The sequence below is a fragment of the Monashia sp. HAY1-2A genome, from assembly GCF_056755315.1.
The window spans coordinates 1-21,717 of sequence record NZ_JBNDHY010000046.1; the positions used below are offsets into that span (position 1 = coordinate 1).

The 21,717-nt window shown below is 74.1% G+C and carries 19 protein-coding genes; 11 read left to right on the forward strand and 8 right to left on the reverse strand.

Going from position 1 to position 21,717, the window contains the following annotated elements; translation table 11 throughout:
- On the reverse strand, window positions 1-1,246 hold a 1,246-nt coding region (locus ACPYOM_RS09095), incomplete at its 3' end, for a right-handed parallel beta-helix repeat-containing protein (RefSeq protein ID WP_481345697.1).
- 438 nt (window positions 1,247-1,684) lie between these two features.
- Between ACPYOM_RS09095 and ACPYOM_RS09100 the strand changes: the two genes are divergently transcribed.
- Complete coding sequence (locus ACPYOM_RS09100; protein ID WP_481339530.1) at window positions 1,685-2,284, forward strand: arsenate reductase/protein-tyrosine-phosphatase family protein; 600 nt, start codon at window positions 1,685-1,687, stop codon at window positions 2,282-2,284.
- A gap of 102 nt (window positions 2,285-2,386) precedes the next feature.
- On the opposite strand, the gene ACPYOM_RS09105 is transcribed toward ACPYOM_RS09100, so the two are convergent.
- Complete coding sequence (locus ACPYOM_RS09105; protein WP_481345698.1) at window positions 2,387-3,982, reverse strand: tyrosine-protein kinase domain-containing protein; 1,596 nt, start codon at window positions 3,980-3,982, stop codon at window positions 2,387-2,389.
- 151 nt (window positions 3,983-4,133) lie between these two features.
- Here ACPYOM_RS09105 and ACPYOM_RS09110 point away from each other — a divergent pair, with 151 nt between their 5' ends.
- Genes ACPYOM_RS09110 through ACPYOM_RS09125 form a run of 4 tightly spaced genes read left to right on the forward strand, consistent with a single transcriptional unit; the run spans window position 4,134 to window position 7,356 of the window.
- Window positions 4,134-5,105, forward strand: coding sequence for a hypothetical protein (locus tag ACPYOM_RS09110; protein ID WP_481345699.1), 972 nt, complete (start codon window positions 4,134-4,136; stop codon window positions 5,103-5,105).
- 22 nt (window positions 5,106-5,127) lie between these two features.
- Window positions 5,128-6,006 (forward strand): glucose-1-phosphate thymidylyltransferase RfbA, encoded by an 879-nt coding sequence (rfbA, locus tag ACPYOM_RS09115; RefSeq protein WP_481340972.1) that lies wholly within the window; start codon window positions 5,128-5,130, stop codon window positions 6,004-6,006.
- A 58-nt stretch (window positions 6,007-6,064) separates the two neighbouring features.
- Window positions 6,065-6,673, forward strand: coding sequence for a dTDP-4-dehydrorhamnose 3,5-epimerase family protein (locus tag ACPYOM_RS09120; RefSeq protein ID WP_481345700.1), 609 nt, complete (start codon window positions 6,065-6,067; stop codon window positions 6,671-6,673).
- Complete coding sequence (locus tag ACPYOM_RS09125; RefSeq protein WP_481345701.1) at window positions 6,670-7,356, forward strand: arsenate reductase/protein-tyrosine-phosphatase family protein; 687 nt, start codon at window positions 6,670-6,672, stop codon at window positions 7,354-7,356. The genes ACPYOM_RS09120 and ACPYOM_RS09125 overlap by 4 nt, the downstream gene beginning before the upstream one ends.
- Before the next feature lie 17 nt (window positions 7,357-7,373).
- Here the strand turns inward: ACPYOM_RS09125 and ACPYOM_RS09130 are convergent, their stop codons facing one another.
- Window positions 7,374-8,513: an LCP family protein gene (locus ACPYOM_RS09130; protein ID WP_481345702.1), complete on the reverse strand. Its 1,140-nt coding sequence runs from the start codon at window positions 8,511-8,513 to the stop codon at window positions 7,374-7,376.
- 66 nt (window positions 8,514-8,579) lie between these two features.
- On the opposite strand from ACPYOM_RS09130, the gene ACPYOM_RS09135 reads away from it, so the two are divergent.
- Window positions 8,580-9,164, forward strand: coding sequence for a hypothetical protein (locus tag ACPYOM_RS09135; RefSeq protein WP_481345703.1), 585 nt, complete (start codon window positions 8,580-8,582; stop codon window positions 9,162-9,164).
- Here the strand turns inward: ACPYOM_RS09135 and ACPYOM_RS09140 are convergent.
- Both ACPYOM_RS09140 and ACPYOM_RS09145 read right to left on the reverse strand, forming a co-directional pair.
- The gene (locus ACPYOM_RS09140; RefSeq protein WP_481345704.1) at window positions 9,157-10,272 is read right to left on the reverse strand and encodes a glycosyltransferase; all 1,116 of its coding nucleotides are present in this window, start codon (window positions 10,270-10,272) and stop codon (window positions 9,157-9,159) included. The two genes, ACPYOM_RS09135 and ACPYOM_RS09140, sit on opposite strands and share 8 nt — an antisense overlap.
- Window positions 10,273-10,379: 107 nt before the next feature.
- Window positions 10,380-11,657 carry a glycosyltransferase gene (locus ACPYOM_RS09145; RefSeq protein ID WP_481345705.1) on the reverse strand — a complete coding sequence of 426 codons (1,278 nt, stop codon included), beginning with the start codon at window positions 11,655-11,657 and terminating at the stop codon, window positions 10,380-10,382.
- 80 nt (window positions 11,658-11,737) lie between these two features.
- Between ACPYOM_RS09145 and ACPYOM_RS09150 the strand changes: the two genes are divergently transcribed.
- Window positions 11,738-13,372 (forward strand): lipopolysaccharide biosynthesis protein, encoded by a 1,635-nt coding sequence (locus ACPYOM_RS09150; protein WP_481345706.1) that lies wholly within the window; start codon window positions 11,738-11,740, stop codon window positions 13,370-13,372.
- A gap of 259 nt (window positions 13,373-13,631) precedes the next feature.
- Here the strand turns inward: ACPYOM_RS09150 and ACPYOM_RS09155 are convergent, their stop codons facing one another.
- Window positions 13,632-14,816: a glycosyltransferase family 4 protein gene (locus ACPYOM_RS09155; RefSeq protein ID WP_481345707.1), complete on the reverse strand. Its 1,185-nt coding sequence runs from the start codon at window positions 14,814-14,816 to the stop codon at window positions 13,632-13,634.
- 156 nt (window positions 14,817-14,972) lie between these two features.
- On the opposite strand from ACPYOM_RS09155, the gene ACPYOM_RS09160 reads away from it, so the two are divergent.
- Window positions 14,973-16,034: a glycosyltransferase family 4 protein gene (locus tag ACPYOM_RS09160; protein WP_481340981.1), complete on the forward strand. Its 1,062-nt coding sequence runs from the start codon at window positions 14,973-14,975 to the stop codon at window positions 16,032-16,034.
- Here the strand turns inward: ACPYOM_RS09160 and ACPYOM_RS09165 are convergent.
- Window positions 15,976-16,638 carry a phosphatase PAP2 family protein gene (locus tag ACPYOM_RS09165; protein WP_481345708.1) on the reverse strand — a complete coding sequence of 221 codons (663 nt, stop codon included), beginning with the start codon at window positions 16,636-16,638 and terminating at the stop codon, window positions 15,976-15,978. The genes ACPYOM_RS09160 and ACPYOM_RS09165 overlap by 59 nt on opposite strands.
- A 122-nt stretch (window positions 16,639-16,760) precedes the next feature.
- Between ACPYOM_RS09165 and ACPYOM_RS09170 the strand changes: the two genes are divergently transcribed.
- On the forward strand, window positions 16,761-17,693 hold the full coding sequence (locus ACPYOM_RS09170; protein ID WP_481345709.1) for a nucleotidyltransferase family protein: 933 nt from the start codon (window positions 16,761-16,763) through the stop codon (window positions 17,691-17,693).
- The gene (locus tag ACPYOM_RS09175) at window positions 17,690-18,004 is read left to right on the forward strand and encodes a hypothetical protein (protein WP_481345710.1); all 315 of its coding nucleotides are present in this window, start codon (window positions 17,690-17,692) and stop codon (window positions 18,002-18,004) included. Before ACPYOM_RS09170 ends, ACPYOM_RS09175 begins: the two co-directional genes overlap by 4 nt.
- A gap of 56 nt (window positions 18,005-18,060) precedes the next feature.
- On the opposite strand, the gene ACPYOM_RS09180 is transcribed toward ACPYOM_RS09175, so the two are convergent.
- The gene (locus tag ACPYOM_RS09180; protein WP_481345711.1) at window positions 18,061-19,572 is read right to left on the reverse strand and encodes a tyrosine-protein kinase domain-containing protein; all 1,512 of its coding nucleotides are present in this window, start codon (window positions 19,570-19,572) and stop codon (window positions 18,061-18,063) included.
- A gap of 150 nt (window positions 19,573-19,722) precedes the next feature.
- Here ACPYOM_RS09180 and ACPYOM_RS09185 point away from each other — a divergent pair, with 150 nt between their 5' ends.
- Window positions 19,723-21,717: a glycosyltransferase gene (locus ACPYOM_RS09185; protein WP_481345712.1), complete on the forward strand. Its 1,995-nt coding sequence runs from the start codon at window positions 19,723-19,725 to the stop codon at window positions 21,715-21,717.

Consider the following 21,717-nt stretch of genomic DNA (forward strand, 5'->3'; position numbering starts at 1 on the left):
GGCTGGAGCCGGTCGAGGACGTCAAGCGCAGGCCGATGCGCCCGCAGGTGTCGACGACGAGCGCCGTGCCCTCGATGTCGTGACTGTCCAGGATGGTCAGGCCGTCGAGGGAGCAGTTGTAGACCGCGATGTTGCTGATGGTGCCGCCTCGCACCGATCCGAGATAAATCCCGCGTCCGCAGTTCGTGGCCGTGATGTTTGAGATCGTGACTGCCCGGAACTTCTTCGCCGATCTGAGGTCAGCGGCCGTGTTGTTGAGGCTGACGGCGACATCCCCGCACGAGTCGGCCGTGACCCCGGAGATTGACGTCGCAAGCGAGTCCGCAGCGCTGGACACGGACAGTTGGATCTTCAGCCCGTTCAAGGGGATCGATCGCAGATCGAGGCCGGTGATGTTCACTCCCGTGCCGTTCTGCAGGTACACCCCATGTTGTCCGCGGATCTGGTGGATACGCGAGCCAGCGAGGGTGACGTGCGTGTCGGTGAGCGAGCCGATGATGCCTTGGGAGGTTTCGGAGATGTCTACGTCGCTGATTCCAACGAAGGAGTTACCGCCGTTGAGAAGTATTCCAAAGCCAGGGGAGCCAACGCCGGAGCGGATGAGGCCCGAGCCGACGCCGACGATGGTGACGCCGACGATCCGCACGCCGGTGGTGTGGGTGAGCCGAATTGCCGCGCCAGAGAAGTTGGTGAACCGGGTCTGGGAGATCGTGACGTCGTTGGCGGCCACGGAGACGCCCATGGCGAGCGGGGAGCTGCCGGCGACGTAGTCGGTACCTTTGCCGATGACCTGCCCACCGAACAGGGTGGCTCCGGCGCCGAGGGTGAGGGTGACGACGTTCGAGGTCGTCTGGGTGATGGTGGCCTGGGAGGCGTCGAGATACACCCCGGCTGGGACAGTCAAGCCGCCTGAGACAGAGAACGAGCCAATCAAGCGCTTCACGCCGCGGGGCGCGGACGCAGACAGGAACGCGTTCAGGGCGCTCGTGCTGTCCCCAGACGCTGGCGCTGCGAGTGTCGGGCCCACGCGCGCATCGACCACCGCCGGAGCGTCGCCAGACTGCAGGTAACGCTCATCGAGCGCCAACTGGGTCGCGGTGCCGGAGGTGCTGACGGCCGACGCCACAGCGGTGTCGACTGATTCGAGGGTCGTCGCCTCGGCGGCTCGGAACTGGCTCCCCGGTGCCCCCGCAGCCAGGATCGTGATCGCGGCCGCCGAGGCAGCAAAAAGTCGGCGCATAGACATGGTGGGTCCCCTCCCCGTGACCGTCGAGAACCTCGCCCCCCAGCGACTCGACGTGCGACAAAGGTAGATCGCATTGGGACTTTTCGTCCGTGGAAATAACAAACTTGAGTTTCGTTGGGCGCCAATTAAACTCGACATGTCTGGAATGCCCGATTCATTCCATGCAATGGGTGAGAACGGTATCTGAAACGGCGGCGCTAACCCGAAACCATGCAACACCGACGGCGGCCAAGATGGAACGCAGAGCCCGCCCGCACCGGCAGTGCGGCCGTCCCTAGGAGCGGGGCCTCCGAGCGCCGGACGCCGCGAGCCTCACACTTTCGGCTAGTTGACCCTTGCGTGACATCGACGTGAATGCCGGTTCTGTCCGGGTTGTCACAGGAACGCCGCATACGATCGAGCGGTAGACCTGTTGGACACGAGACCTTGGGGGTACAGATGCTCGGGGCCACCCCTCAGACCCGCGGCATCCTCTTCGTCTGCACCGGCAACATCTGTCGATCGCCGTACGCCGAGCGTCGGCTCCGACAGCTGCTGCCCGATGCGGGCGTGCGGATCGAGAGCGCAGGAACCGGTGCCGTGGTCGGCTCCGGCATCGAGGACGAGACACGGGAGCAGCTGCGTCGGCTCGGGGCCGACGTCACCGACTTCCGCGCCCGTCAGGTCACGCCACAGCTGCTCGAGGGCGCCGACCTCGTCCTGACGATGACACGGGTCCAACGCGGCGAGGTGGCTCGCCTGCGCCCCGCGTCGATGCGACGGTGCTTCGCCCTCGGCGACTTCGCGGACCTGTGCCGGGGATCCAACTCCTGGCGGCCCATCGTGCCGGCACAGCCGTGGTTGGACCAGGTCGTCACCGAGGCCGCGGCCGCCCGCGGGACCGTCGCCCCGCGCGACCCGGGCGAGGTCGACGTCGTCGACCCCTACGGCCGCTCCGTCCGCACCCACGAGGAGGCGTTCGCCCGCATCGAGGAGCACCTCGACGCGGTGCTCATCACGCTGGCCGCGGTCGTCGGATCGTCGCGGACCGTCGGCTGACGCGGGGGCCAGCCGAACCGCCTCGGCGAGCGCGGCCCGGCGACCCGCCCGGTCGCCCCCCGGTCGCCCCACCGGACGGATGACCCGTGAGCCGACGGAGCCTCAGCGGTAGATCGAGTCGGCCGGACGGGCCGGCGCGTCCGTCGGGTACTGCTGCGGGGCCCCGGCCTGCGGCTCGGGCCCCTGGACGGCGTGGGCGGGCGGCGACCCCACGGCGGCCTGGCGGGCCGGCGCGGCGCCGCTCGTCGGGCGCGGGGTCACCAGGCCGACCGTCTCCTCGTCGGTGGCGACCGGGCGGCGGAACCGACGCGGTCCCGAGCGGTCCTTGGCGCGCTGGCGCTCGCTCTCGGGCCGGTAGTCGTACTCGTAGGTGCCGTAGCCGGCGCCGCCGTCCTTGGCGCGGACGCGGTTGAGGATGAGGCCGAGGATCGAGCCGTTGACGGCCTCGAGCGACTCGAGGGCGCGGCGCACGTGCTCGCGCTGGGCCACGCCCGCTCCGACGACGACGATGGCGCCGTCGACGATGGTGCTCAGCACCGCTGCGTCGGTGACCGGCAGCAGCGGGGGAGCGTCGATGAGGACGTAGTCGAACCGCTCGCTGAGGTCCTCGACGAGCCGCTCCATGTTCGCCGAGCCGAGCAGCTCGGCCGGGTTGGGCGGGATGGGGCCGGCGCCGAGCAGGCGCAGCCCCGTGCGGCCGAAGGGCTGGAGCACGTCGTCGACCTCGACGCGCCCGACGAGGACGTCGGTGAGGCCCACCGAGCCCTCGAAGCCGAGGTAGTCCAGCAGGCGGGGCCGACGCAGGTCGCCCTCGATGACGACGACCGACAGGCCCGTCTCGGCGAGGCTGAGGGCGAGGTTCGCGGTCGTCGTCGACTTGCCCTCGCCCGGCAGGGACGACGTGACGACGATCGACTTCGGCGGGTCCGCGACGTCGATGAACTGCAGGTTCGTGCGCAGCGACCGGAAGGCCTCCGCCCGCTGGCTGCGCGGGTCGACCTGGACGATGAGCGGGTGCTCGAACGCGTCGGTGTCGAACGCGATCGCGCCGAGGACCGTGCGGTCGGTGACGGTCTCGAGGTCGCGCTGGGACTTGACTGACTTGTCGAGGACGTCGCGCAGCAGCGCCAGGCCGAAGCCGAGCAGCAGGCCCAGGACGAGGCCGAGCGCGAGGTTGCGGGTCGGCTTCGGGCTCACTGGAGTGGTCTCGAGCGTGGCAGGGCGCGTGACCGAGAGCGTCACGGGGGACTGCTTGGCGGACTTCGCCTCGATGCTGGTGACGTATCGGGGAAAGACGTCCCCGATGGCCGCCGCGATCTGCTGCGCCCGCTGCGGGCTTGAGTCGGACACCGTGACGTCGATGAGGCTCGTGTCGAGAGGGATCGAGGAGGTGACTCGCGCCGCGAGCTGGTCCGTGGTGCCGCCGAGCCCGACAGCCTCCTTGACAGGCTGAAGCACGGCCGGGTCCTCGAGGATCTGGGCGTAGGTCTTGACCCGGGCCTGGGTGAAGGTGTTGCCCTGTTGGAGCGAGGAGGTCGTGTCGTCGCTCGTCGTGTTCACGAAGAAGCGCGTCGACGACGCGTACGTGCGCGGCGACAGCGCCGTGTAGGCCGCCGACAGGCCGAGGGTCACGAGCGTGACGGCGACGATGATCATCCACCGCTTCCGGATCACGTTCAGGTAGTCCTGGAGCTCCACAAGTCTCGTCTCTCTCCGTCGGTCGGCCTCCGGGACGTAGCCGTAGGTCGATCCCCCGGGTGCATCCGACACGTTCGCTCTGCGCCGCATCCTAGTGCCGCCGTGCCCGACTTGCTCTGGTTCGTCCCGGCGGGTCCGTAGAGTGAGGGCCGTGACCCGCTGGATGCGCTCCTCGACAGGGCGGCTGGCCCTCATGGGCCTGCTCGTCCTCCTCGTCGCCGACGCCGCCCTCGTCGCGCTCGCCTTCCGCCCCGACGCGGTGGGTGCCGAGCCTGCCGCGCCGGCGCCGCGGTCGACCCCGGTGACGTCGACGACGACCCCGTCCCGCAGCCCGCAGACGCGTCCGGTCCCGCTGCGCCAGGTCGTCGTCGCCCTCGACGACCGCCGGGCGTGGCGCGCCGTGCTCGGCACCTGCGACACGGGCGGTGCAGCCATCGAGGTGACCGCCGACGGAGGACGCACCTGGGGCTCGCGCGTCGTGCCGGCCAGGGCCCTCGGACGCGTCCAGCCCGTGTCGGCCGACAACGCCTTCGTCATCGGCGCCGACGCGTCGTGCAGCGCCGAGGAGTACGTCACCGAGGACGGCGCGCGGTCGTGGAAGGCGCCACGGGCGCTCGACGGGACGTGGTCGCGCACGCCCGGCGGAGCCACGTCCACGGCGGTGACGCCCGAGCGCCCGTCCGCCCGCCCCTGCGGAGCGGGCGCGCTCGTCGACCTCGCGCGGGTCTCGGCGCGCAGCGCCCGCGCCCTCTGCGCCGACGGCACCGTCATGACCTCCTCGGACGGCGGCGCCGCGTGGTCCCGGCTCACGCGCGTCGGGGGCGCCCTCGCGCTGTCGGTCCGGCAGGAGCAGGGTTCGGCCCGCGCGTACGTCGCGCGGGTCGCCGACGGCTGCGACGGCATCGAGGTGGCCCGCGTGACCGGCGCCTCGACCGGCACCTCGGCGGGCTCGACCGGCTCGGCTTCGGGCTCGACCACGAGCGTCGCCTGCGTCGCCTCGCCCGACGGGGTGCCCCAGGGGCGCGTGTCGATCTCCGTCGTCGAGGAGGCCGGCTGGCTCGCGGTCGGCGACACGACGTGGCGGGCGGGCTCGGACCTGCGGGCGTGGACGCGGACCGCGTGACCGCCCCCTACGCTGGCTCACCATGAAGGGGATCGTGCTCGCCGGCGGTACCGGCACCCGGCTGCACCCGATCACGCGAGGGATCAGCAAGCAGCTGATGCCCGTGTACGACAAGCCGATGGTCTACTACCCGCTCTCGACGCTCATGATGGCCGGCATCCGTGACGTGCTCGTCATCACGACGCCGTGGGACGCCGAGCAGTTCGTCCGGCTCCTCGGTGACGGTTCGCAGTGGGGCATGTCCATCACGTACACCGTGCAGCCGAGTCCCGACGGCCTGGCCCAGGCCTTCGTCCTCGGGGCCGACTTCATCGGCGGCGACAGCGTCGCCCTCGTCCTCGGCGACAACATCTTCTTCGGTCCCGGCCTCGGCACACGCCTGTCCGAGAACACGACCCTGACCGGCGGCCACGTCTTCGCCTACCGCGTCGCCGACCCGACCGCCTACGGCGTCGTCGAGTTCGACGAGACCGGACGCGTCGTGTCGATCGAGGAGAAGCCGGAGAAGCCCCGCAGCAGCTTCGCGGTGCCCGGCCTCTACTTCTACGACAACGAGGTGGTCGAGATCGCCGCAGGGCTCACCCCGAGCGACCGCGGCGAGCTCGAGATCACGGCCGTCAACGACATCTACCTCCGGCGCGGCACCCTGTCGGTCAGCGTCCTGCCGCGCGGCACGGCGTGGTTCGACACCGGCACCTTCGAGGGACTCATCGAGGCCAGCGCGTTCGTCCGGGTCGTCGAGGCCCGGCAGGGCCTGAAGATCGGCTGCGTCGAGGAGATCGCCTGGCGCAACGGCTGGCTCGACGACGAGGGGCTGCAGGTGCACGCCGACGCGCAGGTCAAGAGCGGCTACGGTCGCTACCTGCAGGCGCTGCTCGACGAGGGCAGGGGCACCCCGTGAGCCGGCTCGCCCGCCGCTGCACCCGTACCGACCGACCCGGACCGGAGGACGCCCGCTGATGGACATCCGACCGCTGCGCATCGCCGGTGCCTTCGAGGTGACACCGCGCCAGCTCGCCGACGAGCGGGGCGTCTTCGCCGAGGGCTTCCGCGTCGACCACCTCGCCGCGGTGCTCGGCCACGAGATGGCCGTGCGGCAGACGAACATCTCCGTGTCGCGGGCCGGCGCGCTGCGCGGCATCCACTTCGCCGACGTGCCGCCGTCGCAGGCCAAGTACGTCACGGCCACCGGGGGCGTCTTCGTCGACTACGTCGTCGACCTGCGGGTGGGGTCACCGACCTTCGGCGAGTGGGACTCCGTCCTCCTCGACACCGTCGACCGGCGCGCCGTCTACCTCGCCGAAGGGCTGGGGCACGCCCTCGCGTGCGTCGAGGACGGCACGGCGGTCTACCTCTGCTCGGAGGTCTTCAACCCCCTGGCCGAGCGCGGCGTCAACCCGCTCGACCCTCGCGTGGGCCTGGACCTGCCGGACGGTTTCGAGCCGGTCCTGTCGCCGAAGGACGCTGCTGCGCCCACCCTCGAGGAGTCCGCGAGCGGCGGCCTGCTGCCGACGTGGGAGGCATGCCTCGCGTGGTCGCGCGAGCTCGCCGCCCAGGCGGCCCGGTGAGCTCGGTGAGCTCGGTCAGTCCCATGGACCCGGCGTCCGGCGTGGGGAGGGAGCACCCGGTGGCGGCAGCCGGTGCGGCGCGCGCGGGACGCGTCCTCGTCGTCTGCACCGGGAACGTCTGCCGCTCACCGTACGTCGAACGCCGCCTCGCCCAGCTGCTCGCCGGCACCGGGCTCGAGGTGAGCAGCGCCGGTACACGGGCCCTCGTCGGTGCGCCCATCGAGCCGGGGTCGGTGGCCCTCCTCGAGCAGGTCGGCGCCGACACGGCCGGTTTCGCGTCCCGACAGCTGACGCCCGCCCTGCTCGCCGACGCCGACCTCGTCGTCACGGCCACCCAACGGCACCGCTCCGACGCGGTCGCGCTCAACCCCCGGGTCCTGCGGCACGCCTTCACCCTCGGTGAGCTGGCCGACCTCCTCGCCGACACCGACCTGCGGGCCGTCGCGGAGGAGGCACGCGCTGCCGGGTCCGGAGGAACGCCGGGCGAGGACCGGACGCCGTGGGTGCTCCGGGTCGCCCGGGCCGCCCGCGACCGCCGCGGGTTCGTCCGGGCCCGCGCCGCCGGCGAGTCGGACATCCCCGACCCCTACGGGCGCGGCACCGAGGCCTACGCGCTGATGGGACGCGCCATCGAGGAGCTCCTGCCCGTCGTGGCGCACGCGCTGCGGCCCCCGACGGTCTGAGGCCTGCGCCGTGCGCGTCAGTCCCGGTAGGCGTTGAGCTCGTCGTTGCGGATGGCCTCGCCGAGGTCCTTCATCTTGACCTCGTCGACGATGTCGATCGACGCGCCGGCCGGGCTCGTGCCGAAGCCGGTGAACGGCGCGGTGATGAACCGGATGTCGCCGCCCCGGATGTCGCGCAGCGCGAGGGCCTCCGAGCGCATGGTGCCCACGTCGAGGTTCTGGTCGACGGTGAGGTTCTTGGTCGCCGCGTCGACGAACTGGCCCAGCCTGACCGGGTTGAGCAGGACGTCCTTGTTCAGCGTCTTGAGCATGAGCGCCTTGATGAACGCCAGCTGCCGGCGGCCGCGCGAGATGTCGCCCTCGGACAGCTGCTTGCGCTCGCGGACGAAGGCGAGGGCCATGTCGCCGTCCATGTGCATTCGGCCGACCCGGAAGTCGTAGCCGTCGTCCTTGCTCGGCTCCTCGACGTCGACGTCGACCCCGCCGACGGCGTCGGTCATGCTCTTGAACTGCTCGAAGCCGAGCATGGCGACGTGGTCGATGCGGACCCCGAGCAGGTCCTGCATCGTGCGCACGAGCAGCGGCCCGCCACCGAAGGCGTACGCGGCGTTGAGCTTGTTCTTGCCCCTGCCGGGGATCGAGACGTAGAGGTCGCGGGGGAAGTGGATGAGGGTGACGCGCGAGTGGTCGGCCGGCACGTGCACGAGGACCATGACGTCGGAGCGGGCACCGACGCGGTCGGGGCCGGCGTCGTTGCCGATGATGAGGTAGTTGGTGCCGCTGCCGGCCGGCTGCTGGACGACCGTGCCGTCGGGCAGCGTCGGCAGCCCGCCCGGGCCGGCGGCGTCGGGCAGGAGCAGCTCCTGCTTGACGTTGTCGGTGACGACGTGGTTCAGCCAGGCGAGGTAGCCGCCGACCGCGAGCACCGGTACGAGCAGGAGCACGAGGGCGGTGACGAGCACCGTCCGGTTGCGGCGCCTCTCGCGCCGACCACCGTCGTCGCCGCGACGGGCGCGGCGACCACCGCCGGAGCCGCCCGAACCGCCCGAACCGCCGGAGCCGTGGGACCCGGCGGACCCCGAGCCCCCGGCCACGAGCGCGTCGTCGTCGACCCGGTCGGGGTCGAACAGGTCGGTGCCGGTCTCGCGGGTGCTCACGCGGTCAGTCTAGGTGGCGGGCGCGGACGGATCCGGACTTTCCGGGTGCTGCCTACACTGGGCGCCATGCCCGGAGCCGGAACCCGTCGGCGCTCCGAGGTCCCCGTCCTCCTGCTCGGAGTCCTCGCCTTCGCCGGCTACGTGTGGCTCCTGGCGCAGGCCACGCCGGTCGTCGTCACCGTCTTCGGCTTCGCCTCGGACAACCGCCCGAAGCTCTACGCCGCCTACCTCGCCGTGCTCACGGGTCTGCCCGGGCTGCTGTGGACGCTGCCGCGGGCCCTGAGGCGCCCGGCGCCGCACGTCCCGGCCGCGCCCCGGTCCCGGCGCGAGAACGCGGTCGAGCGGCCCCACCACGTCGCCACCGACCTGCTCGGGATCGCCCTCATCCTCCTGGCCCAGGTGCCCCTGCCGGCGCCGTGGGGACCCGCGGGCAAGGCGGCCACCATCGCCAACATCACCCGGTCGCCCGAGATCGTCGAGCTGAGCGCGGAGTTCGCGACGTACTCGCTCGGCGTGTTCGCGGTCGGGGTGGTGGCCGCGGTCCTCGCCAAGGTCTACGCGCACGCGGCCGCGCAGCGCGTCATCGCGATCATCCTCGCGGTGGGCGCGCCGGTCGTCGCGTGGGTCCTCGTGCTGCGCGCCCTCAGCTGACCGCGAGCAGCCGGTCCACCTCGGCGCGCATCCGCACGTGGAACCGCTCCTCGGAGAAGAGCGAGGCGTGCGCGCGCACGGCGTCGGCGTCCCAGCGTCGGTCCCGCGCGTCGAGGACCGCGGAACGCACGGCCTCCACGGTGGGGGTGTCGAAGAAGGCGCCGTTGGCCGACGCGTCGATGGTGTCGAGGTAGCCGCCGCCGCGCAGGGCGAGGGTCGGCACCCCGAAGGCTGCGGCCTCGAGCGGCGTGAGCCCGAAGTCCTCGAGGCTCGGGGCGAGCAGCCGCGACGCGTGGGCGTACGTCCAGCGCAGCTGCGCGTCGGTGAGCCCGGTGACGAGGCGCACGTTGGCCGGCGCCTCGGCCCGCAGTCGTCCCTCCAGCGGTCCGGAGCCGACGACGACGAGGCGCTCGGGCAGGCCGCGCACGGCGTCGACCGCGATGTCGACGTTCTTGTAGGGCAGCAGCCGCGACACGACGAGCAGGTAGCCCTCGCCCGCCCAGTCGGTGAGCGCGGGCACGGGCCGGCGCGGGCCCTCGGCGTCGATGCCGTAGGGCGGGGCCACGACCTCGGCCTCGATGCCGTAGGCCTCGCGGACCCGGTCCCGCACGACGCTCGAGTTGACGAGGTAGCGGTCGGCCGACGCCGCGGCTGCGCGGTCCCAGCCGCGCAGCCGGCTGCCCAGGGCGAGCAGCGCGCGCCCGCGCAGCGACCTCGAGGCCGGCCCGCCGAGGTAGGCGTCGGGCTGGTAGAGCCACCGCGCCGGGGCGTGGCAGTAGACGAGCTTTCGCCCGGTGGTCGGCACGCCGTGCGCCCACCCGGAGCTCGACGCGACGACGACGTCGGCGTCGACCGGCAGGCGGGCCACCGCCCACGGCAGCACGGGCAGCGCGGCCCGGTGCTCACGGCGCAGCAGGGCGACGCGGTCGATCGGTGAGGTGATGACGTGCGCGTCGCGGAACTCGGGGTACGTGGCGTCGGGGTCGTAGAGCGTCGTGTGGATCGCGGCGTCCGGGAACGCCCGGTGCAGGGCGAGGACGACGCGCTCGGCCCCGCCGCGCTGGGTGAGGTAGTCGTGCGCGATGGCGACGCGCGGGCGGTTGGTCACTCGCGGCTCCCGGTGCTCGACGGGGTGCGTGCGCGTCGCCCGGCTCGCCATGCCGACGCGGCGCTCACGTCAGCGCCAGCATACGGAGCAGCGGGGCATGGGCGTGCTCATGACGGCTCCCGGCCGGGATGGCGGGCAGGTCGGTCCCGGGCGGCCTGCTCCCAGACCCGGGTCAGGGCCTGCGCCGAACCGGTGGCCAGGAAGCGCGTCGTCACGTCGGCGTGCGCGCGGGCCGCCCGCGCGAGGGCGGCCTCGGGCTGGTCGAGCACGTCGAGGACCGCCTCCGCCAGGGCGTCCGCGTCGCCGGGTGGGACGAGCAGGCCGGTGTCGAGGCCGTCCGCCCCGGTGCGGACGATCTCGTCGACGCCGCCGCCGCGCGTGGCGACGACCGGCACGCCTGCGGCCATGGCCTCCGTGACGACCTGTCCGAACGGCTCGGGGACGGTCGCCGCGTGGACCGCCACCGCCGCCCGGTCGAGCTCGGCCCGGGGGTCCTCGGTGAAGCCCACCAGCTCGACGGCGTCCGCGAGCCCCAGCGCGTGGACCTCCTCCAGCACGTTCGCCGCGTAGGCGTCGGCCCCGAAGGCCGCGGCACCGACGATGCGGACGCGGGCGTCCGGGCGCACGTCGACGACGCGACGGGCCGCTCGGACGAGCACCAGCTGACCCTTCGTCGGGCCGATGCGCCCGACCATGAGGACGACGGGTGGTCCGTCGGGCTGGCGGGTGCGCGGCGTGGGAGCCACCTGGGCGAGGGCCAGCCCGGGGTGGACCACCCCGAGGCCTCGGGCACCGGGCAGCGTGGCCGCGGTCGCGGCGGAGTTGGCGACGACCGCCTGCGGGACTCTCCGGGCGAGGGTCTGCAGCAGGCGGGCCGTGCGCCCGGGCAGGTAGTCCTCGGCCAGCCGGTCGTGCACGTGCCAGACGAGCGGTCGACGGACCAGGGGAGCGGCGAGCGCACCGGCGAGGTCCGCCTTCAGGGAGGTCGTGTGCACGACGTCCACGTCGAGGCGTCGCAGCGTCGAGACGAGGCGCCCCAGGAACGCCACGCCGCCGACGAGCCGCCGGGGGTCGAGCGCGGCAGAGGCGCCGGCGCGCCGGTCGGTGCCGGCGACGTCCTCGGCGAGCGGTACGACGACGACGTCGTGGCCGGCGGCGCGTACTCGCTCGGCGAGCGGCCCGTCCGAGAACAGCACGACGACCGGGGTCACCCGCCCCGGCTCGAGCGCCTCGATGACCCGGACGAGGGCCAGCTCGGCGCCACCGAGCTCGGCCGTGTGGTCGAGCAGGGCGACGCGGACGGGCCGCCGCGCGGCTGGGCGCCGCGCGTCGTGCTGCCCCTCGTGCTGGGCAGCCTCGCGGATCGGCGTCTCTCGTCCGGACACGGTGCGAGGTTACGATGCGAAACGGCTGGAAACGGACGGATCGACCGCATCCGGCCGACCCGGCTGACATACTGCCGCTCATGCCGGCCTCATCGCCCGGTGACGAGACCGGTTCCGGCGCCAGGCCGCTCGTGCCCGATGCCGCAGCGGGCCGCGATGTCGGCGACGACCCGTCGGCGATGAGCGCCGGCCACCTGCAGGAGCGCGCCGTGCGCGGCGCGGCGTGGACGGTCGTGCACACGTTCGTCGCGATCCCTGTCGCATTCCTCGTCAACCTCGTCGTGGCCCGGGTCCTCGGCTCCGCCGACTACGGCCGGCTCGCGCTGCTCACGGCGATCATGGAGTTCGTCTCGGGGCTGCTGACGACGGGGTTCGCCACGGCCGTCATCCAGTTCGGGGCCAAGGCCCACGCGGCCGGGCGGACTGCCGACGTGGCCCGGCTGCTGTCGCAGTGGCAGGGCTTCCGCCTCGTCGTGGCCATGCCGGTGCTGCTCGTCGTCGTGCTCGTCATGGCGGACGTCCCGCCGTGGGCCATGGGCACCGCCCTGCTGTTCGGGGTCGTCCTGCCGTCCCTGCTCGACGGCGGTGCGACGAGCCTCGGCATCGAGAACAAGACCGCGGACGGCGCGAAGATCGCGCTCGTCACGACGCTGCTGACGCAGGCGGTGGTGGTCGTCGTGGCGCTGGCGGTGCGGACGCCCGATGCCGTGTGGGCCACGCGCCTGGTCGTCACGGGGCTTGCCGTCGGCCTGTGCCTGCTGCGGATCGCGCCGCAGTACCGCGGTGCGGTGCTGCGGCCGGCGCTGCCGCGCGGGCTGCCCGTCGGCTTCTGGCGATTCGCCGTGCCGATGGGGCTGGCCGGCGTCGTCAGCGGGCTCGTGTCCTCGCGCAGCGAGGTCTTCGTCATGAGCTGGCTCGCGACGCCGGAGGCTCTCGGCATCTATGCCCTCTCGTTCGGGCTGGCCGTGCACGCCTTCGCCCCGGCGCAGGCCATCGTCGGTCCGCTCATCCCGGCGATCTCGGGTCTTCGGGAGATCGACGAGACCGCCGTCGCGCCGGCGTTCCGGCGGGTCGTGCGCAGCGGCGCGACCGTCGTCGCCCTCGTGGACGCGGCGGCCGTCGCACCGCTGGCCCTGCTCGTGCCGGTGCTGTACGGACACCAGTTCGCCGACGCGTCGCCGGTCGTGCTCGTGCTCGCGGTGACGTCCGGCGTCGCGACGGCAGGTGGGCCCGTCTTCGCCTTCGTGACCGCACGGCTGTCCGGGCGGCCCATCCTCGTGGCCTACCTCGTGGCGCTCGTCGTCGACCTCGGCCTGGCAGTGGCCCTCGTGCCCTCCCTCGGCGTGTGGGGCGCGGTCGTCGCGAACGCCGGCGGCGCCCTCACCAGCCTGGGCATCCTGGCCGGACGCGAGCTGAGGGCGCTCCGGCTGCCCCTGCGTGTCGTGCTCCACGACGCCGTGCCGCTGGCCGTCGGATCCCTCTCGGCGGTCGGCGCCTACCTCGTGGGCGCCGCGATGCCCGGTCCGGTGCTGCTGAGGGCGGTTGCGGCCGGCGTGGTGGGCACGGCGGTCTGCGTCGGCGTGCTGCGCCTCGTCGGCGCGGGGCTCACCGTCGACGACCGCGGCGCGCTGGACCGGGTCCTGCCCGCGCGCGTCCGCCGCCCGGCCTCGAAGCTGCTCGATGTCCTCCTCGGCGGCGCCACGCGAACGACCTGAGGGGCCCTCCACGCGGGGCACCCGCCCCTGGTCCGTGGACCGCCCCCTGACCGTGGCATCGCCGGTCCGCGGCCGTGTTCCCTATTCGCCTCACCACCTGCCCCGGTTTTCGGGGCAGGTGGTGAGGGTGCTGGTGGGTGGAGGGTGGCTCCTTGCTGCTGCTCCGGTTTTCGGGGCAGGTGGTGAGGGGTGCTGGTGGGTGGAGGGTGGCTCCTTGCATCTGCTCCGGTTGTCGGGGCAGGTGGTGAGGGTGCTGGGGTCAGGAACCCGCCGGCCGGGCTGCCGCGAGGACGTCCACGTGGATCCGGGCGTAGGCGGCGGCGACCGTGGACCAGTCGTAGGCGGCGACGCGTTCCAGCCCGGCGGAGGCGAGCCGGTGGGCGCGGCCGGGGTCGCCGAGCACGGTCGCGACGGCGTCGGCGAGGGCCCGGGTGTCGATGGGGTCGACGAGGAGGCCGTCGGTCCCGTCGGCGACGAACTCGGCCGGCCCGCCGAGGCTCGTGGCGACGAGCGGCGCCCCCGCCCGCCACGCCTCGAGCGCGACGATCCCGAACGCCTCGACCCGGCTCGGCACGACGACGACCGCCGCTCGCCGCAGCCAGGCGTCGACGCCCGCCTCGTCGAGCGCACCGGTCAGCTCGAGCCGGTCACCGACGCCGAGCGATGCTGCGCGCTCCCGCAGGGCGGCCTCCTGCGACCCGCTGCCGACGAGGACGAGCCGGGCCCCGGCGTCGCGCCCGTCGGCGGCCAGGCGTCCCATCGCCTCGAGGAGCAGGTCGAAGCCCTTGTTGTGCTCGAGGCGCCCGACACCGAGGACCACCGGCGCGCCGTCGACAGGTGCCGGCCCGGCCGGGCCCGGCGGATGCGCCTCGAGGTCGACGCCGTTGGGCACGACGACACCGCCCTCGAGGCCGAAGCGCGTGCGCAGGTCCGCGAGCACGGCCTCCGAGCACCCGGTCGTCACCGCGGCCTCCGCGGCCGCCCGACGCAGGGCCCGACGCAGCAGCGCCGACCCGCCGAACGCGTCGTGGTCATCGGCCACCGTCTCGCCATGGCTCGACACGACGAGCGGCGTGCCGGTCCGACGCGCGAGGGCGAGGGCCCACGCCCCGTTCGGGCCGAAGCACTGCACGTGGAGGACGTCGGGGGAGAAGGCCCGGTGCGCCCTGCGCCAGCGACGCCACGCGCCGGGGGCTGCGAGGAGGAAGTCGGTCAGGGCCCGTACCCGGCGCGCCGGCATCGGCGTCGGCAGGTCGCGGACCACGACGTCGTCGACGACCCGGTCGCCGAGGTGCTCGCCGCGGTCGACGGTCCACACCTGCACCTGCGTGCCCTGGCGCCGCAGCTCTCGCGCCACGTGCCGGACGTGCGACTCGACGCCGCCCACGTGCGGGTCGTACGACGACGCCACGAGGGCGACGCGTGTCGGTCGGCCACCGGTCACGCCGCCTCCTCGGGGGTCGAGCGGCCCGGGTCCCGGTCCGGGCGGCGGGACTCACCCTACGATGCGGGCACGACCCGACACGGCAGAACCGGACGAGCCGGACGGACGTGACGGGGACCGACACACCGGACGCCTGCGGACACCAGAGGAGGACGCGTGCCCCGTCTCACCATCGCGACGACGGCGACCGCCGTGCCCATGGGCGCGCAGGCCTATGAGGGGCACGTGGCCTCGCGCGCGGCCGGGGCGCTCGAGGTGCTGTCGGGACCGGGGGAGACGTGGGAGGTGCGACGTACCGTCGCTCGTTCGCTGCGTTCGCCCCTCCCCGGCACGGTCCGGCTGCCGATGGGCTGGTTGTCCCAGGCGCCGGCGGCCCCCCGCGCCGCGGTCGGCCGGCTCCTGCACCACGGCGCCGGGCTCGTGCACCGGATGAGCCTCGAGCTGCCGCCGGCGCCCCTCGAGGTCGTCACGCTGCACGACGTCGTCGCCTGGCGGTTCCCCGACGAGTCGGCGCCGGTGCGGGCCGCGGCCGAGGAGCTGCGCCGGGCGGCCGCCGTCGTGTGCGTGTCCGAGTACACGGCGTCCGAGGCCGTCGAGGCGCTCGGCGTGCGCGACCCGCACGTCGTCCCGAACGGCGTGGACCCGGTCTTCTTCGAGGCGACCCCGTTGCCGGTGCGCCGCCTCGAGTCGCTCGGCGTCACCGGCCCGTTCGTGCTGACGGCCGGCGGGGCGTCCGAGCGCAAGAACCTGACGGCCCTCGCCGAGGCGTGGCCCGTCATCCACCGGGCCCGGCCCGACCTCACGCTCGTCCTGGCCGGCCCGCCCCACCCGCGCCGCACCCGGCTGTTCGCCGACCTGCCCGGTGTCGTCCTCACCGGACGGCTGCCCGGCGATGACGTGCCCGGTCTCTACGCCGCGGCCGAGGTCGTCGTCGTGCCCTCGCTCGTCGAGGGGTTCGGGCTGCCTGCGCTCGAGGCCATGGCGGCGGGTGTCCCGGTCGTCGCCTCGAACCGGTCGTCCCTGCCCGAGGTCGTCGGCGACGCGGGACTGCTCGTCGAGCCGACCGGCCCGGGCCTGTCGGCCGGGGTCCTCGATGCGCTCGCCGCCGGAGCGGACCGGGCCGCGCTCGTGGCGCGCGGACGCGCCCGCGCTCGCCGGTTCACGTGGGAGGCCGCCGCCCTCGGGCACGCTCGCGTCTGGCGCTCGGTCGGGCTCTGACGCCGATGTTCGTCGCGTCGCCACCCAGCAGCCCGACGGCGACACCGGTGGCCGCGGCGACGAGCAGCGCGCTCCCGAGCACGTCGACCGGACGGTGGGCGTACCAGCTGACGTTGCCGGTCCCGACGACGAGCGACAGCCCGGCGAGGACACCGAGGCCGCGGCGACCCAGCGGCCGGGGCCAGAGGACACCGAGCGCCACGAGCAGGGCCAACCCGACCGTCGCGTGGTCGGAGGGATAGCCCTCGCCCGGCAGGTGGAGCGTCGCCGGAACGTCGACGCCCGCCGACACCAGCGCCGAGGCGCCGGCGACGAGCACGGCGAGAGCCGCCCGGCGCCATCCCCGTCGCGCGAGGGTCAGGAGCATCAGCCCGGCATCGAGGGGGGCGAGCGCCACGAGCAGCCAGGGCCGCGCCAGCGCGTCGAGGCCGCGGCGCGCCGCGTCCGGCAGCCCGTCGAGCACGGCGGATGAGGCCCAGCGGTCCACGGTGTCGCCCGGACCGGTCCGGAGGAACACCAGTGCGGCCAGGACGAACCCGACCGCGGCAGCGAGGCCGATGAGCAGCCAGCGGACTCGGGTTCGGACCGCGGCCGGGCGCGACACGTGACCCCTCCTTCGCTGTCCGGTCCGCACCGGGCGGATCGCCGCGACCCGGGTCCGCCGCGTCGAGCCGGCTGTTAGGGTGCGATCGTCCGGTTGGCTCGCAGTGTATGGGGGTTGGCTCTATGACTGCGGGGGACACCGCCGAGGACGCTGCCGACGCCACCGAGCCGCTCGTCGACGTCCCGCTCCACGTGCGGATCGCCTTCGCGCACGCGGCCGTCCAGCACGTGGCCGACCATGTGGGTGCCCGCGTCCTCCACGTCAAGGGCGCGGCGCTGGACCCCTCGCTCGTTCCCGGCCGCGGCTACTCCGACGCGGACGTCCTCGTGCACCCGCGGGACGTGGCCCGGGTGCTGGCCGCGCTGCGCGACCACGGCTGGGACCTCATCAACACGTTCGCCTACGCCTCCTCGTTCGAGCACTCGGCGACATTGCGCCACAAGGACTTCGGTCTGCTCGACGTGCACCGCGTCTTCCCCGGCACGGGACCGACGCCGGAGGCGGCGTTCGAGGCGTTGTGGGACGGTCACGGATCGACGACCCTCGGCGGGCACAGCTGCACGGTGCCCTCGCGCCCGGCCCAGGCGTGCCTGCTGCTGCTCCATGCGGCGCGGGCGGGCAAGGACGCCAAGGCCGCCCACGACGTCGACGCCGTGTGGACCAGCGCGAGCGGCCCCGAGCGCGCGGCCGTCCTCGAGCAGGTCGACCGGCTCGGTGCGCACCTGGCGTTCTCCGTCATCACCGGCACGCTCGACGACCACGCCGGCGACCCGGCCTACGACCTCTGGCGGGTCGCGTCGCGGGGCGGGACCCGCGTCGACGAGTGGCGGGCCCGGTTGCGCGCCGCCCGCGGCCTGCGCGCCAAGGTGGGGGTGGCCGGGCGGTCGGTGCTCGTCAACGTCGAGCACCTGACCATCGTGCGGGGTGCGCCGGTCAGCCGGCGCGAGGTCGTCGCCGAGTTCTTCGCGCGGCCGGTCCGCGGCATCGGGGAGCAGCTGCGCCGACGGTCCCGCAAGGACCACAACGGCCACAAGGCCCCCAGGGGCACGCCGTGAGCGCCCCTCCGCTGCCGCCCGCGTCCGGCGCGCCGGCCTCGCGTCCGGCCTTCGCCGCGGCCGACGACGTCGGCGCCGTGGTGTCGGCCGACGGCCTGACCGTGTGGGTGGCCGCCCTGCCGGGCGGGCCGATCCACGTGCTCGAGGGCGTCGCCGCCTCCATCTGGACCGCCGCCACGACGGGGCCGGCCGAGGACTGGCCCCTGCGCGTGGCCACCCGCTGGGACCAGCAGCCCGACGCGGTGGCGGCCCAGGTCGACGCGTTCACCGCCGACCTCCTCGCGCGCGGCCTGCTGCGTCCCCTCGCCTGACGCCGCCGCGTCGGCCGGGCCGGGGGAGCGGCGCGCCCCGGCCCGACGGGCACGCGTCAGCCGTGCCGGGCCCGCTTCTGGTCGGCGCGCGAGACGGCGCCGGCCCTGGCCGCCGTGCCGGCCCTGACGGCGGTTCCGGCCTTGACGGCGGTTCCAGCCTTGACGGCGGTTCCGGCCTTGACGGCGGTGCCGGTCTTCGTGGGCTGGGCGTCGGCGTCCCGGTTGTAGCCGTAGTAGCCGTACCGGTGCGCGGTCGAGGACCCGGACGAGACCATGTTGAGGACGAACCCGGCCACCGGGGCCTCGACCGTCTCGAGCGACTGGACGGCGCTCGCGAGGTCCTTCTTCCGGGTCCGTTCGGCGCCGACGACCATGATGAGGCCGCGCGTCAGCTTGTTGATGAGCACGGCGTCGATGACCGGCACGACGGGTGGGCTGTCGACGAGGATGAAGTCGAACTCGTGGGCGAGCTTGCCGAACAGCAGCTCCATCGGCTCGGAGCCGAGCAGCTCGCTCGGGTTCGGCGGGACGGCGCCGGCCGGCAGCACGTGCAGTGAGGTGTCGCGCCACTGCTGGATGACGTCGTCGGGCTCGGCGTGCCCGAGCAGCAGCGTCGTCAGGCCGAACGCGCCGTCGAGGCCGAGCGTCCTTGCCACCGACGGGTTGCGCAGGTCACCGTCGATGAGCAGCACCCGCGACCCGGCGTCGGCCATGGCCAGCGCGAGGTTGACGGTCGTCGTCGTCTTGCCCTCGCCGGGAACCGAGGAGGTGACGACGAAGGAGTGGCCGCCGGTGGTGACGTCGACGAAGAGGATGTTCGTGCGGAGCCGACGGATGGCCTCGGCGTGGCGCCCGTGCGGGTCGGACTCGAGGCTGAGGAACCCGGTGGCGTCCTTGGCCGCCTTGACGAGCGGGATGTCACCGAGGATCGGGCGCCTCGACAGCGCCTTGATGTCCTCCTCGCTGCGCACCTTCGTGTCGAGCGTGTGGGTCAGCAGCGCCAGGCCGATGCCGATGGCCAGGCCGAGCAGACCACCGATGAGCAGGTTGCGCCTGGCGTTGGGCGAGATCGGCTCGGCCGGCACCCCCGCCGGGGCGATCGTCGTGGACTCGACGGACTGGCCGTTCGAGGCGAGCAGCGGCGAGAACTTCTTGGCGACCTCGGCCAGCACCGGGCCCGCCTCGTTGGCGACGCGGGCCACGAGCCGCGGGTCACCGCCCGTCGAGCTGATCGTCATCATGTTCGAGGTCTGCGACACCTCGCCGGCCAGGCCGAGCGGGGTGCCCGGCGCCAGGCCGAGACGCTCGGTCAGCGGCTCGGTGACCGACGGCGAGGTGAGGACGTCGAGGTAGGTGGCGAGGTCGGTGGCCGACACGGCGTAGGTGCCGGACTTGCCGTCCTGGGAGTCGACCGGCTCGGTGGCCGACAGGTAGATCTTGGCGCTGGCCGTGTAGACGGCAGGCGTCAGCATCGTCTGGACGGCCGTGGCCGCGGTCACCGTCAGCAGGCAGAGGACGACGATCCGCCACCGCGCCCCCAGCACAGTGAGGAAGTCTCGAAAAGTCACGGTCCCCCCGGCCGATCTCGACGGTACGTGCGAGCATCGTCCCATATCATCCGAATCCCGGGGCCGAGTCAGCGACATCCGCACCGGTGGCCCGGGGGAGGGCCGACCGCGACCACGGTGGTGCGGGGAGGAACGGTCAGGAGGGGGCCGATGCGGACGCTGCGCGTGTCCCACAGCGCCGTCGTCGACGGCTGGCGCGAGCGCGAGCGTGCGCTGCGCCGGCTCGGGCACGACGTCGAGCTGCTGTCGGCGCGCGCGTGGTCCGAGGGCGGACGCGTCGTTCCGCTCGCGCCGCGTGAGGGCGAGACCGTGACCGGCGTCGGTACCGTCGGACGCCACCCCGCGCTCTTCCTCTACGACCCGCGCCCGATCTGGCGGGCGCTCGGCCGACCGCTCGACGTCGTCGACGTCCACGAGGAGCCGTTCGCGCTCGCGACGGCCGAGGTGCTGCTGCTGCGACGGCTGCGCCGCCAGCGCGCCCCCTACGTCCTCTACTCCGCCCAGAACATCGACAAGCGCTACCCGCCGCCGTTCCGATGGCTCGAGCGGTGGGCCCTGCGTCACGCGTCGGGCGTGTCCGTGTGCAACGACGCCGCCGGACGCATCGTCGAGCGCAAGGGTTTCCCGGGCCGGGCCCGCACCATCGACCTCGGCACCGACCTGACGACCTTCACCCCGGCACCGCGGCGCGCACCGAGCCGGGACGAGGACGTCGTCGTCGGGTATGCCGGCCGGCTCGACCCGGCCAAGGGCGTGCACGTGCTGCTGGAGGCCCTCGCAATCGAGACCGGCCTGCGCCTGCGCGTCGCCGGTGACGGCCCTGACCGGTCCCGCCTCGAGGGGCTCGCCGTCGAGCTCGGGGTGGCCGAGCGTGTCGAGCACCTCGGCGCCCTCGACCCGGCCGACCTGCCCGGCTTCCTGCGCTCCGTCGACGTGCTCTGCGTGCCGTCCCTGACGACGCGGTCGTGGGTCGAGCAGTTCGGACGCGTCGCCCTGGAGGCGATGGCCTGCGGGACCCCGGTCGTCGTCAGCGACAGCGGCGCCCTGCCGGACGTCGTGGGCGACGCCGCGCTCGTCGTCGCCGAGGGTGACGCCGCCGGGTTGGCCAAGGCCGCCGTGGAGGCCGGGCGCGACGCCGCCACCGCCGAGCGGCTGCGCGCGGCGGGGCTGGTCCGGGCCGCCGCGTCGTCGTGGGACCACGTCGCGGCCGCGCACGACGCGCTCTACCGGTCGGCGACGCGCACGCCCTCCGCGGCCGGCCCCGGGCAGCGCCCGGTGGAGGTCGTCGTCGTCGCCTACGGCCGGCCCGACCTCCTCGGTGGTGCCCTGGAGCCGTTCGTGCCAGCCGGGTACGGCGTCACCGTCGTCGACAACTCGTCGTCACCGGAGGTCCGTGCCGTCGCCGAGCGGCACGGTGCCCGGTACGTCGACCCGGGCCGCAACGGCGGGTTCGCGGCCGGGGTCAACGAGGGGCTGCGCCACGTCCGGGCCGAGGCCGACGTGCTGCTCGTCAACCCCGACGCGTCGGTCGCCCCCGCCGACGTCGACCGGCTCGTCGCCGCGCTCGCCGCCGACCCCGGCCTCGCCAGCGTCGGCCCGGCCCAGGTCGACGCCGGGGGCCACGCCTCGCGCGTCACGTGGCCGTTCCCGTCCCCGCTCGGCACGTGGCTCGACGCCGTCGGCCTCGGCCGGTGGCGCCGCGACCGGTACGTCATCGGCTCGGTCCTGCTGCTGCGCCGCGAGGCCCTCGACCACGTGGGCGCCTTCGACGAGAACCGGTTCTTCCTCTACGGCGAGGAGACCGACTGGGCGGCCCGGGCGGTCCGTCTCGGGTGGCGCCACGCCGTCGTGCCCGAGGCCCGCGCCGTCCACGTCGGTGCGGCCACGAGCACCGACCCGGACCGCCGCGAGGGACACGTGCAGGCCGCGCAGGAGCTGTTCCTGCGCAAGCACCACGGGGCGCTGGGCTGGCAGGTCAGCCGCCTCGGGCAGGTCCTCGGCTCCGGGGTGCGCGCCGTCGTGCTGCCCGGCGAGCGCGGGGTCGCGGCGCGGCGCCGGCTGCGCGCCAACCTCGCGGGCCCCGTCCGCTCCGAGCGTCGGCCCGCCGATCTCCTCGCGGGCGGCCCTGCGGCGGAAGGTGCCTGA